The 18,488-nt window shown below is 42.7% G+C and carries 15 protein-coding genes and 1 other RNA gene; 10 read left to right on the top strand and 6 right to left on the bottom strand.

Annotation, left to right across the window (positions count from 1 at the left end; all coding sequences use genetic code 11):
* Positions 1–74: 74 nt before the first annotated feature.
* Positions 75–1,409 (top strand): MFS transporter, encoded by a 1,335-nt coding sequence (locus A7P55_RS21870; protein ID WP_171553796.1) that lies wholly within the window; start codon positions 75–77, stop codon positions 1,407–1,409.
* Between the two features lie 48 nt (positions 1,410–1,457).
* On the opposite strand, the gene A7P55_RS21865 is transcribed toward A7P55_RS21870, so the two are convergent.
* Positions 1,458–2,444: an AraC family transcriptional regulator gene (locus tag A7P55_RS21865; protein ID WP_016541933.1), complete on the bottom strand. Its 987-nt coding sequence runs from the start codon at positions 2,442–2,444 to the stop codon at positions 1,458–1,460.
* A gap of 474 nt (positions 2,445–2,918) precedes the next feature.
* Between A7P55_RS21865 and A7P55_RS21860 the strand changes: the two genes are divergently transcribed.
* The 3 genes from A7P55_RS21860 to ssrA all read left to right on the top strand — a co-directional run bounded on the left by A7P55_RS21860 (position 2,919) and on the right by ssrA (position 6,083).
* On the top strand, positions 2,919–4,067 hold the full coding sequence (locus A7P55_RS21860) for an HlyD family efflux transporter periplasmic adaptor subunit (protein WP_171553795.1): 1,149 nt from the start codon (positions 2,919–2,921) through the stop codon (positions 4,065–4,067).
* Between the two features lie 6 nt (positions 4,068–4,073).
* Positions 4,074–5,600: a DHA2 family efflux MFS transporter permease subunit gene (locus A7P55_RS21855; protein ID WP_171553794.1), complete on the top strand. Its 1,527-nt coding sequence runs from the start codon at positions 4,074–4,076 to the stop codon at positions 5,598–5,600.
* Between the two features lie 124 nt (positions 5,601–5,724).
* Positions 5,725–6,083, top strand: a transfer-messenger RNA (tmRNA) gene (ssrA, locus tag A7P55_RS21850).
* A 103-nt stretch (positions 6,084–6,186) separates the two neighbouring features.
* On the opposite strand, the gene A7P55_RS21845 is transcribed toward ssrA, so the two are convergent.
* The 4 genes from A7P55_RS21845 to A7P55_RS21830 form a co-directional block, all read right to left on the bottom strand.
* Positions 6,187–7,428, bottom strand: coding sequence for a hypothetical protein (locus A7P55_RS21845; RefSeq protein WP_171553793.1), 1,242 nt, complete (start codon positions 7,426–7,428; stop codon positions 6,187–6,189).
* 139 nt (positions 7,429–7,567) lie between these two features.
* Positions 7,568–9,124, bottom strand: a complete 1,557-nt coding sequence (locus A7P55_RS21840) for a BCCT family transporter (RefSeq protein ID WP_171553792.1) — start codon at positions 9,122–9,124, stop codon at positions 7,568–7,570.
* 295 nt (positions 9,125–9,419) lie between these two features.
* A complete protein-coding gene (locus A7P55_RS21835; protein WP_171553791.1) occupies positions 9,420–10,940 on the bottom strand; it encodes an aromatic amino acid ammonia-lyase in 1,521 nt (506 codons plus the stop codon).
* A gap of 581 nt (positions 10,941–11,521) precedes the next feature.
* Positions 11,522–11,983: a helix-turn-helix domain-containing protein gene (locus A7P55_RS21830; protein WP_171553790.1), complete on the bottom strand. Its 462-nt coding sequence runs from the start codon at positions 11,981–11,983 to the stop codon at positions 11,522–11,524.
* Between the two features lie 163 nt (positions 11,984–12,146).
* Here A7P55_RS21830 and A7P55_RS21825 point away from each other — a divergent pair, with 163 nt between their 5' ends.
* From A7P55_RS21825 to A7P55_RS21810, 4 genes are all read left to right on the top strand, one after another.
* Positions 12,147–13,013, top strand: coding sequence for a metal-dependent hydrolase (locus A7P55_RS21825; protein ID WP_016541895.1), 867 nt, complete (start codon positions 12,147–12,149; stop codon positions 13,011–13,013).
* A gap of 128 nt (positions 13,014–13,141) precedes the next feature.
* Positions 13,142–13,822, top strand: a complete 681-nt coding sequence (locus A7P55_RS21820) for a glutathione S-transferase family protein (RefSeq protein WP_016541894.1) — start codon at positions 13,142–13,144, stop codon at positions 13,820–13,822.
* Entirely contained in the window at positions 13,819–14,586 is a 768-nt protein-coding gene (locus A7P55_RS21815) for an SDR family NAD(P)-dependent oxidoreductase (RefSeq protein ID WP_171553789.1), read from the top strand. The genes A7P55_RS21820 and A7P55_RS21815 overlap by 4 nt, the downstream gene beginning before the upstream one ends.
* Position 14,587: 1 nt before the next feature.
* The gene (locus A7P55_RS21810) at positions 14,588–15,262 is read left to right on the top strand and encodes an SDR family NAD(P)-dependent oxidoreductase (protein ID WP_171553788.1); all 675 of its coding nucleotides are present in this window, start codon (positions 14,588–14,590) and stop codon (positions 15,260–15,262) included.
* A 12-nt stretch (positions 15,263–15,274) separates the two neighbouring features.
* On the opposite strand, the gene A7P55_RS21805 is transcribed toward A7P55_RS21810, so the two are convergent.
* The gene (locus A7P55_RS21805; protein ID WP_171553787.1) at positions 15,275–16,780 is read right to left on the bottom strand and encodes a PLP-dependent aminotransferase family protein; all 1,506 of its coding nucleotides are present in this window, start codon (positions 16,778–16,780) and stop codon (positions 15,275–15,277) included.
* Positions 16,781–16,818: 38 nt separating this feature from the next.
* Here A7P55_RS21805 and A7P55_RS21800 point away from each other — a divergent pair, with 38 nt between their 5' ends.
* Positions 16,819–17,598 carry an aldolase gene (locus tag A7P55_RS21800; protein WP_171553786.1) on the top strand — a complete coding sequence of 260 codons (780 nt, stop codon included), beginning with the start codon at positions 16,819–16,821 and terminating at the stop codon, positions 17,596–17,598.
* Positions 17,599–17,603: 5 nt separating this feature from the next.
* Positions 17,604–18,485: a dihydrodipicolinate synthase family protein gene (locus A7P55_RS21795; protein WP_171553785.1), complete on the top strand. Its 882-nt coding sequence runs from the start codon at positions 17,604–17,606 to the stop codon at positions 18,483–18,485.
* Positions 18,486–18,488 lie beyond the last annotated feature (3 nt).

The raw sequence follows: 18,488 nt of genomic DNA, 5'->3' as shown, positions 1-18,488 counted from the left end.
AGAGATTTATTCAAGCTTTTTTATTTATCTAACCAACAGAAGTTTTAACAGAATTTGCTTTTAAGGGAATAAAGATGAAGACAGTTGATGTTAATACCGTAATCAATCGTGACCGCTTATCGCCACTACAATGGCTGGTCTTTGCACTAGGTTTCTTGGTGTTTTTTTGTGATGGTTTAGATACTGGAATTATTGGTTTTATCGCACCTGCCTTACTGGATGATTGGGGCATCAGTAAACCTGAATTGGCACCCGTACTCAGTGCAGCGCTGGTGGGGATGTCGATCGGTGCAATTATTTCAGGACCATTGGCAGATCGGTTTGGGCGTAAAGGGGTGATCGTGTTCACCACTTTATTATTTTCCATATTTACCATCTTATGTGGTTTTGCTTCTTCCACGCAGGACTTGATGATTTACCGCTTTATTACCGGCGTGGGTTTGGGTGCGGCGATGCCAAATATCAGTACGATTGTTTCAGAATATATGCCTGCGAAACGTAAAGCCTTTCTGACTGGTTTGGCGGGTTGTGGATTTATGTTGGGAATTTCCTGTGGCGGTCTGTTGTCTGCTTATTTACTGGAAAATCTGGGTTGGGCCAAAGTGGTGATTTTAGGTGGCATTATTCCCTTGTTCCTCGTGGTGGCTTTATTGCTGAAATTACCTGAATCAGTGCCTTATCTGATCAAACGAGAGCAGCAAGCCAAAGCACAACAGATTCTGGCAAAGATTCAAGGTCATGCTTTTGCTGATACGGTCAAAATCGAGTTGCCGCACCTTGATGTAGACCACAGTGAAAGCCCGGTCAAAACAGTTTTAGGTAAATATCTATGGGGTTCAGTGATGTTATGGCTGTGCTGTTTTATGAGTCTCTTGGTGTTCTATTTGCTAACCAGCTGGATGCCGACTATTTTAAAAACCGCAGGCTTTAGCACACAACAGTTTAGTTTAATTGCTGCAATATTCCCTTTTGGTGGGGTGATCGGGGCCATTATCATGGGCTGGTATATGGATAAACTGAATCCAACTCTGGTGATTAAATATGCTTACCTGACTGCATTTATCATGTTTATCGTTGCGGGCTTCGTTAGTTCCAGTATCTTACTGCTTGGCATCAGTATTTTCCTGATAGGGGCATTGCTGACAGGGGCGCAATCGTCTCTATTGCCTTTGGCCGCTTTATTTTATCCATCGCAGTGTCGTGCGGTAGGCGTGTCATGGATGCATGGTATTGGTCGCGTCGGCGCCATCTTTGGGGCATTCTTCGGTTCTTATATTTTTACTTATGAGATCAGTCTTGGCGGAATTTTCTATCTGTTGGCTTTGCCGACCTTGATTGCTTTCATTACCTTGAGTTTAAAAGCCATGCGTCAGAACAATAAAGCTAATCCAGTGTTAAGCACCAGTTAATGGAAAAAGCCCAGTATGTTGACTGGGCTTTTTTATATTTAAGAGTGTTCACTCATGTTTATTTCGGGTTTCACTTGGTTTTTCCCCAAATTCATCCTTATATTCCTGCGCGAAACGGCTGAGATGATTAAAGCCCCAATCATAGGCCAGTTTAGAGATGGAAATTTTTTGATGCTTGGCGGCATTGCTCAATATTTTATAGATTTGCTGTAGGCGATATTTACGCAGATAGGCCATTGGACTCAGACCATAATGCTGCTGAAATTCTTCATAGAGTTTGGATTTAGACACACCTGCCAAGGTGTGTAAGCTTTCGGCATTGAGGGCTTCATGGGCATGCTGAATGATAAAGTTTTTTACTTTACGCAGATAGGCAGGTTCAGCTCGGTTACAGCGTTCATGTAGCGCAGCAGAATAATTATTCTCCTGAGACAGCAGCAGGGCTTTAATCACAAAATTTTCGTAGTCTTCGGAAAACATGGGCAAGCCAGAAAAGTCGGCATAATGCGATTTTAACTGCAAGAAATTTTCAATATTGTGCCACCATGCTTGCATCAAGCCAGTCATCGACAAGGAAATTTCAGGGTTAAATACGATGGCTTCTTCAATTGGTTGATTGAGAAGTTCGGACAGCACCAGTTGCAAGCTATTTTCAGGAATGACCACCTGAAATTTTTGACAGTCCTGATTGATGACCAAGTCTTGTAAGTCCTGATTGGAGACAATCAAACCAGTTTGTGCATCGGATTGGTATTTTGCACCACGGATACTGAGTGTTTGTTTGCCGTGAAAGGGCAGGCTGATGCTATAGGCCTTTAGGTTGGCAATATTGATGGCGACATTTGCGCCATAACTGATGGTTCCGATCGCCATTTTTTTATGTGGTAAACGAATCCCGTCATAATGAAAATCGAGTGTTTCTCGACACAGGGTATCTAAGCGGTGCTCACCACAGATCATTGACATCAGGTCTTGAGCAAAGTCGGCCTGATGGGAATGATGGATAAGATCCATATTTTGGCTGAGTGATGTCATCGTCCTTTCACCTAGCTAAGTGTTTGTTGTTTTAGCAGCAAGAAAAATGCCATTCTGATCCATAAATGACCGCGTTTTTCTCGCATGGAAAAATGAATTGATGTGCAAAAATCAATATTCCACCTGAGTTCATTAGAACAAATCCAGCCAAATACACAAGCCTATTCCACATATATCTTCATGCTTTATAGGTATGTTAAGCATTGTGGTGTCTGAGGAGATGACGAAGATCACTTGCTTAGAACCCAAACTTTAAGTTTCTTATTATCATTAAAATATCAATTTATAAGAATTGAACGCATCAGTTATTTTTTTTAATCTCGTCATATGATTTTTTATCGTTAAAATGCGAAATGGTTTTTGTTCTTATTTTTCATTTTGGGTTTTTTTAACATTCAGTTAAGTTTTTAAACTTAAACTGATCGGCTGATTAAACCAAAAGTTAAAAATCTCTTTAATTTTCAGGAATAACTTATGACTGACGCTCAAGCCAACCAGCAGGATGCTGCTTCAGATTCGGCATCAGATGATGCAATGAAAGCAAAACGTAAAAAATTCCTTGGATTTTTCGCACTCATTCTCATTCTCGCTGCAATTCTGTATGGTATTTGGGCGTTATTCTTTAATCATTCGGTTAGTACAGACAATGCTTATGTGGGTGCAGAAACTGCACAAATCACCTCAATGGTCAGTGGGCAAGTGGCTGAGGTATTGGTTAAAGAGACCCAACAGGTCAAACAAGGCGATGTGTTGGTGCGTATTGATGAACGTGATGCCAAGATTCAATTGGCACAGGCGCAGGCAGAACTTGCTAAAGCACAACGCCAATATAAACAAAGCCAAGCCAATAGCAGCTCATTAAACTCACAAGTGGTGGTGCGGAATGATGAAATCACCAGTGCGCAGGCGCAAGTGACCAAGGCACAAGCCGATTATGATCGTGCTGCACTGGAGTTGAATCGTCGTAATGAACTGGCTGCATCGGGTGCAATTTCTAAAGAAGAATTAAGCAAGGCACAAAGTGCGGTTTCGACAGCAAAAGCCAGTCTGGATTTAGCTCAAGCAGGCTTGGCACAAGCGACCTCAAGCCGTAAAGCGGCTGAAAGTACGTTGGCTGCCAATGAAGCCTTGATTCAAGGTGTCAATGAAGCATCTACCCCAGATGTTTTAGTCGCAAAAGCACATGTGGAGCAGGCCGTACTGGATTTAGAACGTACAGTGATTCGTGCGCCTGTCGATGGTGTAATCGCACGCCGTAATATTCAGATCGGACAGCGGGTTGCACCAGGAACCGTGATGATGTCGGTGGTTCCTGTCTCTGCACTGTATGTCGATGCCAACTACAAAGAAAGCCAATTGGCAAAAGTTAAAACAGGGCAGAAAGTCACTTTACGCTCTGACTTATATGGTGATGACGTGGTTTACCACGGTACGGTACAAGGTTTCTCAGGCGGTACAGGAGCAGCATTTGCCTTGATTCCTGCGCAAAATGCCACAGGTAACTGGATTAAAGTGGTACAGCGTCTACCCGTCCGTATCAGCCTTGATCCTAAAGAACTTGCAGAGTATCCATTGCGCGTCGGTTTGTCGATGCAAGCAGATATTGATCTTGCATCGAAGTAACTAGCCATGAAAACGCAAAATCCATTTGCAGAACTTAGTGGCGGGCGCTTACTACTTGCCGCGTTTGTGATCGCCCTTTCCAATTTTATGGTGGTCCTAGATACCACCATTGCCAATGTCTCAGTCCCACACATTACTGGGAACCTTGCGGTTTCCAGTTCACAAGGGACATGGGTCATTACTTCTTACGCCGTTGCGGAAGCAATTTGTGTACCTTTAACGGGGTGGTTAGCAGGTCGCTTTGGTGCCGTACGTGTGTTTGTCTTTGGATTGATTGGCTTTACCATCTTTTCATTCCTGTGTGGTTTAGCGACCTCATTGGAAATGTTGGTGTTCTTCCGTATAGGCCAAGGTCTCTGTGGTGGCCCATTGATGCCACTCAGCCAAACCTTATTAATGCGAATTTTCCCACCTGAAAAACATGCACAGGCGATGGGTCTCTGGGCGATGACCACGGTGATTGGGCCGATTTTAGGACCAATTCTTGGTGGACTCATCAGTGACAATTTGTCTTGGCACTGGATTTTCTTTATCAATATTCCTGTCGGTATTTTCTGTGTTTTAGCCGCGATACGTTTATTGTCTGTGGCTGAAACCAAAACCGAAAAACTGCGGATTGATGCGATCGGACTAGGCCTGTTAGTCCTCTGGATTGGCGCACTGCAATTAATGCTCGATCTCGGACATGAACGTGACTGGTTTAATAGCAGCAGTATTATCATGCTAGCCTTGATTGCGGTGGTTGGCTTTATCGTGTTTATGATTTGGGAACTGACTGAAAAGCATCCTGTGGTCAATCTGTATGTGTTCCGACATAGGGGCTTCGCCGTGTCCGTATTGGCGTTGGCCTTTGGCTTTGGTTCCTTCTTTGGCAGTATCGTGCTGATACCGCAGTGGCTACAGATTAATTTGGGTTATACCGCCACATGGGCTGGTTATCTCACCGCCACCATGGGCTTTGGCAGTCTGACCATGTCGCCAATTGTGGCCAAGTTGTCGACCAAATATGACCCGCGTGCATTAGCAAGTTTTGGTTTGGCGCTCTTAGGTGTGGTTACTTTAATGCGAGCTTTCTGGGTCACAGATGCAGACTTTCTGTCTTTGGCATGGCCACAAATCTTGCAGGGCTTTGCAGTGCCATTCTTCTTTATTCCATTGTCAAATATTGCAATGGGTTCAGTGTTGCCACAAGAAATGGCATCGGCCGCAGGTTTGATGAACTTCTTGAGAACCATGGCAGGAGCGATTGGTGCTTCGATTGCCGTGACGATCTGGGACGATCATGCCAAAGTGGCGCGCAGTGAAATGGTGAATAACTTACATCCGCAGGAAGTACAAAATACTTTATTGCAGAAAGGATTCTCCTCTGATGCGACTTTAGCAACGATTGCTAATTTAGTAGATAAAGAGGCGATTACCATGTCCGCCAATCATGTGTTTATGTTGTTGGCGATTGTGTTTGTGTTTGCCAGTGCCCTGATCTGGATGAGTCCAAAGCCTAAACCTGTGGCTGGTGGACCTGCGCCGCATTAACCTGAATTGGAACTTGAAAAAACAAGTTGAGACACAATATTGAAGAATAAGCGTATATTTTGCTGATTGGTTAGAAATTGAGATTTAAATTCTGACTATCTATGCTATGATTGCGCTGTACTTTGGGGATGTTCCTGGCTTCGACGCTGGTGATGAAACTCATAGATGCATGCCGAGAGCGCATTTCCTCTCGTAAATCAAATTTGCATTTTTTAGTCGCAAACGACGAATCATACGCTCTAGCTGCCTAAGGGCAGCTTGTCCGCCTCTCTGAATACTTGTGGTTAGAGAGTCCGACTGAAGCGCACGCACACAAGTCCGTATAAAGCCAAGCCTCGGGGCTTTGTACTAAACTTAGAGGATCGCGATTTGTACCCTGTTCGTCGGGTCACAAAGAGTTAAAATAGTAGACGATATCTAAGCATGTAGTATTCTCGGGCGTAGTGCTGGCGGACGCGGGTTCGACTCCCGCCATCTCCACCAAAATTCGAAAGAGCCCTGAAATGAAAGTTTCGGGGCTTTTTTATACTGAAATTTAAGTATATAAAATTCAAAGAAAATATTATTTATTTCAATCAGCTAGAGCTTAAAAATAATAGCCGATATTAACGTTGACTTGATTCTCCCATTGATTGCTTCCACCTGCAGCAAGACTCTCTCCATAACTACTACCACCGATATAAGGATTATTTTTTCCAAATAACCATTCAGCGGCAATATACACATTCTTCTTGTAGGTAAATGCGGAACCCAGTACCAACTGCTCTGAGTCTAGAAATACTTTTTTTGTTTTATCGTATCGGCTGTAATGCAGATACACATTGAAATCATTGATCTCCTTTACATTAAATTCCGGAATCTTATAGTTGAGATCTAAGCTGTAGAGCATGCCTTTATTGGCGACATTAAAAGTTCCATCGTAGGAGCCAAAAGTCGTCTGATCATAGGGAGTATCAATCTGATTAAATATGCTGATAACTTTAAGCCCTAGACGATCTTTATTTAGCCCATAATGCAATGCGTAGACGCCACGATGACCTGCTTTATCCTCTGTTTGTTTTGACTTTAGCTGAGCATAGTATGCAGAGATCCCATAGTTGGCTGACCAATTGTCATCGTTTTGAGTATAGTTGTATTGTAAGGCAACGGCATCTTGTTCTTTATAGTGGGTGCCATTCTCTAGATTTTCATCGGCAGGAATAAGCTGATTAGAATAATATGCACCTTGGCTTGTTCCTTTACCTTTCCAAGGATTGGCAGCATAATAAGCCGCATAGATTTCATGATTGTCTTTTTTATAATTATATTTTGCACCTAAGCGATATAAGTCCTCAATCCCTGCGATATAAGCCATCGACTCAATAACGGTACTGGTATAATAGGGCTGAAAACCAATCGGAACTTGATTTAAACCGACTTGAATTGATTGCTGAGGATCTACCGCATATTCAAGATAAGCTTTTTTAGTGAAGTTCACATCACCAATATGATTGGTATAATCATAAGGATATGCGCCGCCTAAAAAACGATGCTCGATATGGCCAGAGAGTTGATCATCATAAAAATCGAGCGTCACGATCGCTGTATCAAAACTTAATTTACGGATATCTCGGTCAGGATCGTAATCCAAGCGCATACGTACAGCTCCACCGAGGTCTACACGATTTTGGGAGGCTTGCACGGTATTGATTGTTTCATCGGCAGAACTTACAGCACTAAAAAGCGTGCCTGCGCTAAACAAAATAATGGCTGAAATGTGCTGTGATTGAAATGTTTGGGTCGATACAGTACATCTCATCAAGGATGAGATAGTTGAAAAATGTTGCATATTTTGTCCTTAAATTAGTTTGATCTGCCTTCCAACGGCAAGACTTATTCCCTCGAGAAATCGAGTGTTTTAAATTAGTTTTTGAAGATAAAGAAAGTTGTCCCGATCAAATCCTGTTTAATCGGGAGGAAATGACAACTTATTCGACAGGTTTGTCGTAGAAAAAGGTTTTAATAATTGAGAGCAGTTGCAGCATAAAAATAAACAGAACACAGAAGCCGCCACAAACGGCTAAATATTTAATCCCATCAATCCCTTGGCCACCGCCACCAAAGGCACTCATGATGATGGCAATTGAACCAATTAAAACACCCCAGATAATACGTTGGTACGATGGCGCTTCTTCACCAATCGGGACATTTTTGCTACACATACCTGCGATTGTGGTCGTAATACTATTTGCAGCAACGGCGGAAGAAAACAGGGTCAAAACTAAAATTAGCGGGACGATGACAATCCCTAATTTAAATGGAAGGTGTTGTAAGAATGCCCATAAACCAGACACTGCACCATTATCTTTAATGATTTGGACTAAATCCAATACACCGCTTTGCTGTAAATAAAGCGATGTGCCACCCCACACTGAAAACCATACTAGGGCAAAGCAAGAAGGCATAATCCAGTTTACGATAATGAATTCTTTTAAAGTACGTCCATATGCAATCAGTGCCAAGAACATTCCCATCAAGGGGGCATAAGCGACCCAAACCGCCCAGTCAAACAGCGTCCACCATTGAGTTAAAGCTGGTCCACCAATATCAATTGGATCTAGCCCCCAAAGGAAGAAGTTATCTAACCAAATTGCCATACCCGCAGTAGAGGATCTGAGGATGTAAAAGGTTGGGCCAGTAAGGAATAATAAAATCAGCAAGAAGTATAAAACTTTCGATTTAATACTCGCTAATATCTTAAAGCCTTTGTCTAAGCCTAAATAAGAAGAAAAGGTAAATAAGAAGGTGGTTAATGCGCCCAAGACGACCCATAAAACTGTAGTGGCATGGTAGCCATAAGCAACTTTCAAACCTGTCACGACCACCGTTAAACCCGTACCAAGACCTGATGCTAAGCTTAATACGATTGCCATGGTGGCAAGCACATCAATGATATCTGCAATAATTCGATTCTGTGCGTATTTTCCCAATAAAGGCTCTAAGGTTGCCGCTACTGACAAGCCTTTTTTCTTGTTGTAATACATATAAGCGGCGATTAAACCCGAGAGGGTATACATGGAGTAAGGGATAAAGCCCCAATTGTAAAAGACACGACCCAGACTCCAAATCGCAGCACTATGTGTCAATGGTTCTACCCCAACTTGGTTCAGCTCTCCGTAGACATTACCAAAATAGATAATCGGTTCGTTCACCCCATAGGTAATTAAACCAGTTGCAACGCCACTGCTGAGTGCCATGGCAAACCATCGACCAAAGCTGGTGCTGGCTTTGGCATCTTTTCCCCCGATACGAATATGCCCATAGCGAGATACCAATAAGATTCCGACCAAGATGAGCGAAATCATGGAGACCCATTGATATAACCAACCAAAGTTTTGTAGTGACCAGTTAAAAAAATCTTTGGTCAGGTTAATTAACGCTTCGCTATGCGAAATACCTAAAACAACAGCGGAAGACATTAATAAAAATAAGGGAACGAAGACACCCCAGCGTACGGTTTTTACCTGTTTTGAAACACCTTCCATATACTCATCCTTATGTATTCGGTGGGAATAGGCTCATGACTTGCCACGGGGATATCCATGTGGCGATTGTTTTTTGTACAAGATAAACATTACATGCTTTATCATGTATATACAACTAAAGTTTTAATTTTAACCCTATGTTTTTTAATGGGATTAAATAATTTAAGCGAACAAGTTTCTATCCAAGTGAATTGAATAAATGGATGTGGATTAACGAGGCTTTGATTTTAAAACTCAGTTTGAAAATAGAATAAAAACGACTTTTAAGTTTATAGAGCTTAAAAGTGCTGTTGATTTAATCTAATTTTTCAATTTTATCTTCAATGATGTTTAAAAGCGTACCATCGTGAATCATTCCTTTGATTTCATTGATAAAACTGTAGAGATAAGTATCTTGGTCTGAGATTTTGATACGTTGCTCTAATGCGTCGATCATTGCCTGCATCGCAGGACTTCGTTTCTTATCTTTTGACAGAAATTGATGAGCGTAATATCCCGATAACAGCTCAATGGCCAGAATGTATTCTAGCTTGTCGGCAATGGAGATTGCTTTTTTTGCGGCATTATAACCCATTGCCACATAGTCTTCTTGATTGCCACACGTCGGGGTGTTATCAATGGTTGCAGGGTGGGATAACATGCGCATGTCATTCAAAAGCGCAGCTTGTGTATATTGTGGAATCATCAATCCTGAATTTAATCCAGGTTGTTGAATCAGGAAATATGGAAACCCTGACAAACTGCCATCAATCAGACGGTTATTTCTGCGTTCAGACATTTTGGCTAAATTTGTAGCCGCAATTGCTGCCGTGTCCATCGCCATGCCCACATAAGATGAGTCTGGATTACAGGCCGAAATGATTTCTTGCTGATTTTGATCATGCCAAACGATTGGATTATCGCAACATGCATTCATTTCAATTTCAATTGTGATTAGTGCATCATTTAAAACTTTCTTGGCAGCGCCATGCAGTTGTGGAATACATCTGAGGGAGAGTGCATCTTGTAATTTGGTTGGATGTTTGAGTAGCGCCAGTTCAGAATCTTTTAGTAAACGTCGAATATTCGATGCCGTTTTTGCTTGCTCAGGATGCGGGCGAACCGTCATCACGCGTTCATCAAAGGCAATGAGGATGCCTTCGAGTGATTCGAGACTGAGAGCTGCGATAATATCCGCAGACTTGGCCGCATTTTGCAGATCATATAAAGCTAAACTGGCAAGGGCGGTAGTCGAGGTAGTGCCCGAGATTAAGGCTAAGCCTTCTTTGGCTTGTAATTGTAATGGTGGGATATTTTCTGCAGCCAATACTTCTTGGGTTGCACGTAACTGCCCATGGTGGTAAAGCTGACCACGTCCCGTGAGCGTCAGTGCTAAATGTGCCTCAGGCGCCAAATAGCCAACAGAACCTTCTTTGGGCATCCAAGGAATTAAATTCAGGTTTAAAAATTGGCGAATTCTTTCCAGTACTTCAAAACGTACACCGCTATATCCCTGACCTAGATTTTGTAGAATCATCAGCATACAGGCGCGTGCTTGCTCTTCGTTGAATGGTTCACCAACGGAAACGGCATGAGATAAAATTAAATTTTCTTGTAATTCTGCGGTTTGTTGTTGAGAGATTTTTTCTGAACACAAGGCACCAAAGCCAGTAGTAATCCCGTACATCGGTTCATCACGAGACATCATGTCTTCTAGAACGGCTCGTGATTTTTTGACACGTACAACGTAGTCTTCGGAGAATTCAAGTGGGGCTTTAAAGCGTGCAATTTGAATAAAGGTGTTTATATCAATTTTGTCGCCTAATTGAATGGTCATCGTTTCATCCTGATACGTTGCTTTCATGTTTGCAAACAGATGCATTTCTTTTTGATATTGCCTAAGAAAAGCATTTCCCTCGCTCTTCACTGTAGGAAGGTTTTATTTCCTACGCTTGTGCATAAAACACAGTTTTTTATACAATTTTTTGTATACCTACTTTGATCTCGGCATTGTAGGTCTACAGCACATACACTTTTTCCATAAAAACTCAGAAAAGAATCATTATGAAAGATTGATATGTGTTTACTTGTATATACATATGTATACTAAATTGAGCCTGAGTTGAAAACTTATTTTTAAAATTATTTTATATCTTTTTGATTTTATAAGTTAAATTTTATAACTAAGCTTTGTTTATGGTACTTGGTAAAGTGGAAGTGATTATTTGGATGGATTGTTCGCATGGTTGTTGTGCTTAGAACGCAAGAAGAGGTATTGAAATAAAGGGACTCGATTTGGACTTTTTAAGTTAGCCCGTTTAAGGAAATCTCTAATAAAGGGCTTTGCAGAAATTATATATTTGATTGAGCTGAGAACTGATTAGAGCCGAGTTTCAATATAAGGTGAAGGGGAATATGTTATTCCCCATCCTCACCCGAAACATAAACAGGTGACATCTGTCTGGCATCAAGAGGCTGCTTGCAACAATCACAAGTTAGACTTGGGCTGGTCACATGCCCACAGCTTTTATGCAAATAACGCAATTCAGGAAATTGTTTATTTTCATTTTGCCAAATATTGCCCCATGTACTCATGGTGACAATAATCGGATACAGGGCTAAGCCTTTTTCAGTCAGCTTGTATTCATAACGTTTTGGTGCTTCATGGTACAGCACCTTTTCAAAAATCTTGTGTTCCACCAAACGGTTAATACGCTCGGTCAACAAATGACGGGTGATACCCAACTGCTTTTGAAAATCATCAAAACGACGGGTTTTCATAAAGGCATTACGAATAATCAGCAGGGTCCAACGGTCGCCAAAAATCGATAAAGTCCGTGCAATTGGACAATTCATTTCACCGAGTTCATGCCATTTCATCGCAATACCATCTATATGTCTTTACAGGAAGCAGGCTGTCATTTTAGGACAACTTGAACGATTAAGATATCCGCTTTATTGACAACTTATCATAGCAGTTATATTTTTCAATTAAGTTCTTTTTTGGAACTTAAGATTTTGAGATCTATTCTTGAGGTGAGTTATGTCTGCGTCAGCGTTAAAAGAAAAATCAAAGCAAAAGATACCTGCATCATTTCCAGTCCGCCGTATGGATTATGAATTTCAGGATATGCCTAAATATTGGTGTAATAATGAACCAACCTTTACCCATTATTTCACAGGACTGTCCACCCTATTTCCAGAAGGAGAGTCTTACTTTGTCCGTTCAGTCAGGGCTTTACGAGATCAAGTCAAAAGCAACCCGCAACTGGATCGTGATATTGGCGCATTTATTGGTCAGGAGGCAATGCATTCCAAAGAGCATCATGCCTTTCATGTCAGTGCACAACAATATGGCCTAGACCCTGAATCACTGGAAAAGGTGACAGGCATCATCCTTAAAGCGATTGAACGTACCTTTCCGAAAAAATGGAATCTCTTGGTCACAGTTGGGCTGGAACATTACACCGCAGTACTGGTGGTGGAGATGATGAAAAACGTCAATGAATTAATGACTGATACCACCATTCGGAATTTATGGCTGTGGCACAGTGTCGAAGAAACCGAACACAAGGCAGTTGCCTATGATATGTATGAATATCTCTATGGCAAAGGGCTTGATGCCTATATCCCACGGGTTGCGATTTTTAGCCTGAGTTTGGTCCTCATCACAACTTTTTCAAATGTTTACCAAGTGGTATTGATGTCCAGAGATAAGCAATTACTCAATCTGAAATCGTGGGCTAAATTTGCAGGCTTTACCGTGCAAGCCTACCGAAAACTAGTGCCACAATTTTTCTCTTATTATCGTCGTGACTTCCATCCCAATGATACCGATGAGTCGGATATTGTGGCAAAAACCAAAATCAAAATTGGTTTATCGCCAGAACAATCGACTTTTATTCATTAATCGGCGCGAAAAAAATCACCCGCGCTTACACATCACCAAAGGGATAAATATCTGTAAGATAAGTTGAGCTCGCTTTGCGTTGCTGGCTTATCATCCAGATCAATTCAATAAAAGATGGAAATATAACAATGAGTACAGTGGTCTTACATCAATGGGAAATTTCACCGTTCTGCAAGAAAGTTGCACGGATGTTGCAGTTTAAAGGCATTGCATTTGAAACTGTAAATTATAACGGCGTATTGGGGGCTAAAGTCCCAGGACTCAGCAAAGTCGGCAAAGTCCCTGTGCTGGATATCAACGGACAACGTATTCAGGACAGTACTAAAATTGCTCGTTATCTAGATGATGCTTATCCAGAGTTGCCCCGTTTATATCCTACGGATCCGCTGCAAAAAGCCTATGTGGAATTGTGGGAAGACTGGTCTGACGAATTGTTATATTTCTATGAAGTATATTTTCGGGTCAGTGATGCCGATGCCCTGAATCATGCGGTGGCGATTAGTGCGGAAGGTCGTCCCAAGCATGAGATTGTATTGATGAAACCTTTGCTTAAAGCCGCGTTGAATCTGCAAGTGAAGATGCAAGGTACAGGACGAATGGCGAAGGCGGATATCGAGGCAGAATTTACTCGGCATTTAGAACGCATCGAGTTGGTATTGGGTCAAACGGGCTGGCTCGTCGGTGAGAGCAAAACCATTGCCGATATTGCAGTGGGTTCTCAACTGTTAGAGGTAGTACGTACCAGTAAAATCTGGGGACCTAAAATTAACAGTTATCCGCATATTCAGCATTGGATACAACAATTATGAATCGGTCGAAGCAAGAGATAACGCAGCCAACTGCGATTGTTGCGGTGGTTGGCGTGGGTGCCGAGCGAGGCATTGGTGCGGCAGTCTGTCGCCGTTTTGCTCAGGAAAAATTCAAAGTTTATGTGGTGGGGCGAAGCTTAAATAAGGTCGAAAAGGTCGCTGCAGCGATTAATCATCAAGGTGGACAGGCGGTGGCTTATGCGCTAGATGCTGAAAATGAGCAGCAGCTGCAGGCCTTGTTTGATCATTTGAACGATCAGCCAGAAGCACTGGCAGCGGTGATTTATAATGTGGGTGGTAATATTCCTTCGATCTTTTTACAGAGTAGCCTGAAGTTTTTTAGCCAAATGTGGCGTTCCACCTTTTTATCTGCGGTGTTGGTGGCGCAGCGTAGTCTGATCATTTTTCAAAAACAGCAGCAGGGCACGCTGATTTTTACTGGTGCCAGTGCCTCATTGCGGGGGAAACCATTTTTTGCGGCATTTACCATGGGCAAGTCTGCGCTGCGAAGCTACGCCTTAAATTTGGCTGAGCTCTACCGCCCGCAAAATATCCATGTGGCGCATGTGGTGGTGGACGGCATGGTCGATGGTGATCGTGTCAATAAAGCCTTATGGGGCTTGGGACGGCTGGCACGTTTAACTCGTGGTACGGGTGGTTTAAATATTGAGGCAATTGCTGAAAATTACTGGATGCTCTATCAGCAAAATGTTGATTTATGGACGCATGAACTAGATTTACGTCCTTATCAGGAGAAATTCTAAGATGAGTAAGTTGCTGCCACACTGGTTGAAAGCCCAACAAAAAATGCAGGGCTGTGCGGTGATCGTGGGTAATGATGTGCAGGCGTTAAGCCCGCTTTTTAGCCCTGAGATGCCTGTTTATCAACTTCAACATGATGTGACCCAAACACAGCCACAGCTTGAGGTTCAAGCTCAGAGATTGATCCGTGTACGACTGAATTTACTGGATGCGAGTGCGCTAAAAAAATGTATGCAACAGATTCAAACAGCAGGGAATTTTGTCGATTTATGCATCTTTCAACCTGACTTTGTGCTGCCTGAAAATAGCCATGCATTGTCCGCTGAACAGCTTGAGTCCTATTGGCAAAACACGGGCTTAACCGCGGTGAGTATTGCTCAAGCTGTGATTCGACAGATGCTGTCCAAACAACAAGGGACTTTGATTTTTTTAGGGCAACAGCAGCCTGTTCAATCTGAGCAAGATTTATTCAGTCAAAGCCTGTCTGCCAGTATTCGAGCCTTGGCTCAGTCATTGGCGCGAGAGTTTCAGCCGAAGGGAATTCACGTGGTCTATTGTGCGCTGGCACATTGGCAAAGTGCTAACCATGCGTTGATGCAATCGCTGCAACAGACCTGTTGGCATCTGTATCAACAACCCAAATCGACATGGAGTCAGGAACTGCGCTTAGGATTATAAAATCATGCGCATTCAATCGTTGAGCTGAAATGCATCATAGAGCATGCGGATGATGTTTGAAATTTCTGTTTCATTGATGGCGGCATAGCCAAAACGGATATGAAAATGCTGATTTGATGCTTGGCTTTCAGCCGCAAAATGCGCTTCGGCATCAATATGCAGCTGATTCAAAAGTTCGTCATATTCAGCACGATAGGGAAATTTAAATTTGACCCATAAGGCCATGCCCCCCAGCGGTGAGTTTATTTCGACCTGATCTTTAAATACCGTTTGGAAGCTATTCAGTGCAAAGTCGCGCCGTTGTTGATAGATCTTGCGCATCTTGCGGATATGCCGTTTGATTTCTCCTTGTTGCATCAGTTCCGCCATCGCCAGTTCAGTGATGATATTGCCTTGTTTATCGATCAATAAAATATCCTGATTCATGGCGTGGATGATGTCTCGATTGGCGACCACATAGCCAATTCTTAGGCTTGGGGCAAACACCTTGGACAGTGAACCAATATGAATCACCTTTTCTGCATGCGGTAGGCTGATCAGCGGTGGAATCGGGCGACTGTCATAATGAAATTCGTGATCATAGTCATCTTCAATAATATAAAAATCAAACGCTTTCGACAGTTCCAACAGTTTCAGGCGTCGATCCATCGCCATGGTTACGGTGCTGGGATATTGATGATGCGGGGTGGTATAGATTGCAGCTACAGCATACTTTTCTAATATTTCCTCCAGATGCTGAATATCAAGACCGTGTTGATCTAGTCGAACCCGAACGATGTGATAATGATGCGATAAAAAGGTTTCAACTGCAGGCGGATAAGACCATTGTTCCACCACAATCACTTTACGTGATGAGCTTTGTTTAGCTAGCACACGAGCCGCTAAAAAAATCCCCATTTGGCTGCCACGAACCACACAAATATTCTCGATGCTGGTTTTAATAAAACGTTCCATCGACAGCATTTGCAGCAATGCCTGACGTAACTCAATACTGCCTTGTGGATCGCCATAGCCCATGATTTGAGAACGGGTCACTTGAATCAGGGCATGTCGATAAGCACGGGAAAATAATTCATAAGGGATTAGGCGGGTATCTGGAATGCCATCATTCTTAATTGCTACTGGACTGATTGTATTGGATGAAGGATTGGGTTTTGCTGCTGCATTGATCTTTTTATGTTTTAACTCAGGCAAATTCTCCGCCACAAAAGTGCCTTGTCGTGGTTTTGAGATCAGCCAGCCTTGTGCTTCTAAATCTTCATAAACCGACTGTACGGTTTTACGATTAATTTTTAATTCATCGGCGAGCGAGCGGGAGCCAGACAGGCGCGAACCTGAACTGAGCCGCCCAGACAGAATCTCTTCAATAATCTGATTGGCCAACTTGAGAAAGATGGTTTTTTCTTCTCGCTCTTCAAGATGAAGACGAATCTTCCATGGCTGCTGCATGCTGATCTGGACCATATAAGTTTTAAAAACTGGATATTTTAACTCATCCACTGACTTCGTATTCTGCATCTGTCCCATCCACAAATCAACCGTAGCGAGGTGGTCTTATGCAAACCGCATTACTCAGCAAACAGCAATTGATGCAAACGGCGCAGCAGAATATGAATTTGATCCAAGAGGTCAATTACAGTGATCGACAGAAGCTAGCTTTGACCTGTCGTATTTTATTTGATCATGGTCATGATGCAGGCTTGGCAGGGCAAATTACCTGTCGTGCCGAGCAAGAAAATAGCTTTATTACGCAACGTTTTGGTTTGGGTTTTGATGAAATTACCGCCGCCAATTTGTTGGTCGTGGATCAAGACCTCAAACCTTTAGATCAGCAAGGCATGGCCAACCCAGCCAACCGTTTTCATACTTGGATTTATCAGCAACATCCAGAAGTGAATTGCATTATCCATACCCATCCCACTCATATTGCAGCCTTGTCGATGCTACGTGTACCACTGGCCATTTCGCAAATGGATACCTGTGCCTTGTATGAAGATTGCTCTTTTGTCGGTGAATGGCCGGGGGTGCCAGTCGGCAATGAAGAAGGCATTTTTATTTCTGAAGCGCTAGGAAAAAATCGGGCGGTGTTGTTGTCTCATCATGGTCAGTTGGTGGCCGGCAAGAGCATTGAAGAAGCCTGTAATTTAGCGTTGTTGATTGAACGTGCTGCACGTTTGCAACTATTAGCGATGTCGGCAGGTCAAATCCAGCCGATTCCACATGAACTGGCAAAAGAAGCACATGACTGGTTGTCTACTGATAAGCGCAACAAAGTCAATTTTGCCTATTACGCACGTAAGGCATTGAAAAACCATCAAGATTGTATTGAGGAATAAATCACATGAAAATTGAAGGCATTATTGCTTATCCCGTCACGCCATTTAAAGCGGGCGGGCAACAACTTGATCTTGAGGCCCTAACGATCAGTCTAAATGCATTGCTTGAATCACAGTGTGATGCGATTGCACCTTTAGGCAGTGCAGGGGAAAGTGCTTATTTAACTTGGCAAGAATGGCAGCAGGTGGCACAAACCACCATTGAGGTGGTGAATCAACGTGTTCCTGTGATTGTTGGAATTTCTGAACTGACCACTGCGATGGCGATTCAAAAAGCCAAGAAAGCAGAAGAATTAGGCGCAGATGTGATTATGGTGATTCCAGTGTCGTATTGGAAACTCACCGATCAGGAAATTTATGATTATTATCAACAGATTGCTGAATCAGTGAAGTTGCCAATTATGGTCTATAACAATCCAGCCACCAGCGGGATTGATATGTCACCTGAATTGATCGTGAAAATGTTTAACCAGATCGACAATATTTGCATGGTCAAAGACAGCACCGGTGATATTCAGCGCATGCATAAATTTCATGCTTTAACGCAGGGGCAGTTGCCATTTTATAATGGTTCTAATCCATTGGCGCTAGAAGCCTTTTGTGCTGGGGCGACAGGATGGTGTACGGCAGCACCGAATTTGCTCGGTGACTTGCCAAAGCAATTATATCAAGCGATTCAACAGGGTGATCTGTCAAAGGCGCAGGCGATATTTTATCAGCAATTACCTGTGCTGAGCTTCATTGTCAAAGGTGGCTTACCGAAAACAGTGAAATCAGGGCTCAATCTATTGGGCTTTTCAGTCGGGGTGCCAAGACCGCCTTTGCAAAGTGCAACAGGGGCTGAAATTGAGCAATTAAAAGGCTTGATACAAGCGGCTGTAAAATAACTA

Source organism: Acinetobacter sp. Ac_5812 (genome assembly GCF_013072695.1).
GTDB lineage: Bacteria > Pseudomonadota > Gammaproteobacteria > Pseudomonadales > Moraxellaceae > Acinetobacter.
This window is presented reverse-complemented; position numbering and strand designations above follow the sequence as displayed.

Excerpts from the sequence above, each read along its gene's own strand:
- A7P55_RS21865 (WP_016541933.1), bottom strand. The coding sequence starts at position 2,444 with ATGACATCACTCAGCCAAAATATGGATCTTATCCATCATTCCCATCAG.
- A7P55_RS21815 (WP_171553789.1), top strand. The coding sequence starts at position 13,819 with ATGAATCGGTCGAAGCAAGAGATAACGCAGCCAACTGCGATTGTTGCG.
- A7P55_RS21860 (WP_171553795.1), top strand. The coding sequence starts at position 2,919 with ATGACTGACGCTCAAGCCAACCAGCAGGATGCTGCTTCAGATTCGGCA.
- A7P55_RS21840 (WP_171553792.1), bottom strand. The coding sequence starts at position 9,124 with ATGGAAGGTGTTTCAAAACAGGTAAAAACCGTACGCTGGGGTGTCTTC.
- A7P55_RS21810 (WP_171553788.1), top strand. The coding sequence starts at position 14,588 with ATGAGTAAGTTGCTGCCACACTGGTTGAAAGCCCAACAAAAAATGCAG.
- A7P55_RS21800 (WP_171553786.1), top strand. The coding sequence starts at position 16,819 with ATGCAAACCGCATTACTCAGCAAACAGCAATTGATGCAAACGGCGCAG.
- A7P55_RS21820 (WP_016541894.1), top strand. The coding sequence starts at position 13,142 with ATGAGTACAGTGGTCTTACATCAATGGGAAATTTCACCGTTCTGCAAG.
- A7P55_RS21830 (WP_171553790.1), bottom strand. The coding sequence starts at position 11,983 with ATGAAATGGCATGAACTCGGTGAAATGAATTGTCCAATTGCACGGACT.
- A7P55_RS21825 (WP_016541895.1), top strand. The coding sequence starts at position 12,147 with ATGTCTGCGTCAGCGTTAAAAGAAAAATCAAAGCAAAAGATACCTGCA.
- A7P55_RS21870 (WP_171553796.1), top strand. The coding sequence starts at position 75 with ATGAAGACAGTTGATGTTAATACCGTAATCAATCGTGACCGCTTATCG.
- A7P55_RS21835 (WP_171553791.1), bottom strand. The coding sequence starts at position 10,940 with ATGACCATTCAATTAGGCGACAAAATTGATATAAACACCTTTATTCAA.
- A7P55_RS21805 (WP_171553787.1), bottom strand. The coding sequence starts at position 16,780 with ATGCAGAATACGAAGTCAGTGGATGAGTTAAAATATCCAGTTTTTAAA.
- A7P55_RS21795 (WP_171553785.1), top strand. The coding sequence starts at position 17,604 with ATGAAAATTGAAGGCATTATTGCTTATCCCGTCACGCCATTTAAAGCG.
- A7P55_RS21845 (WP_171553793.1), bottom strand. The coding sequence starts at position 7,428 with ATGCAACATTTTTCAACTATCTCATCCTTGATGAGATGTACTGTATCG.
- A7P55_RS21855 (WP_171553794.1), top strand. The coding sequence starts at position 4,074 with ATGAAAACGCAAAATCCATTTGCAGAACTTAGTGGCGGGCGCTTACTA.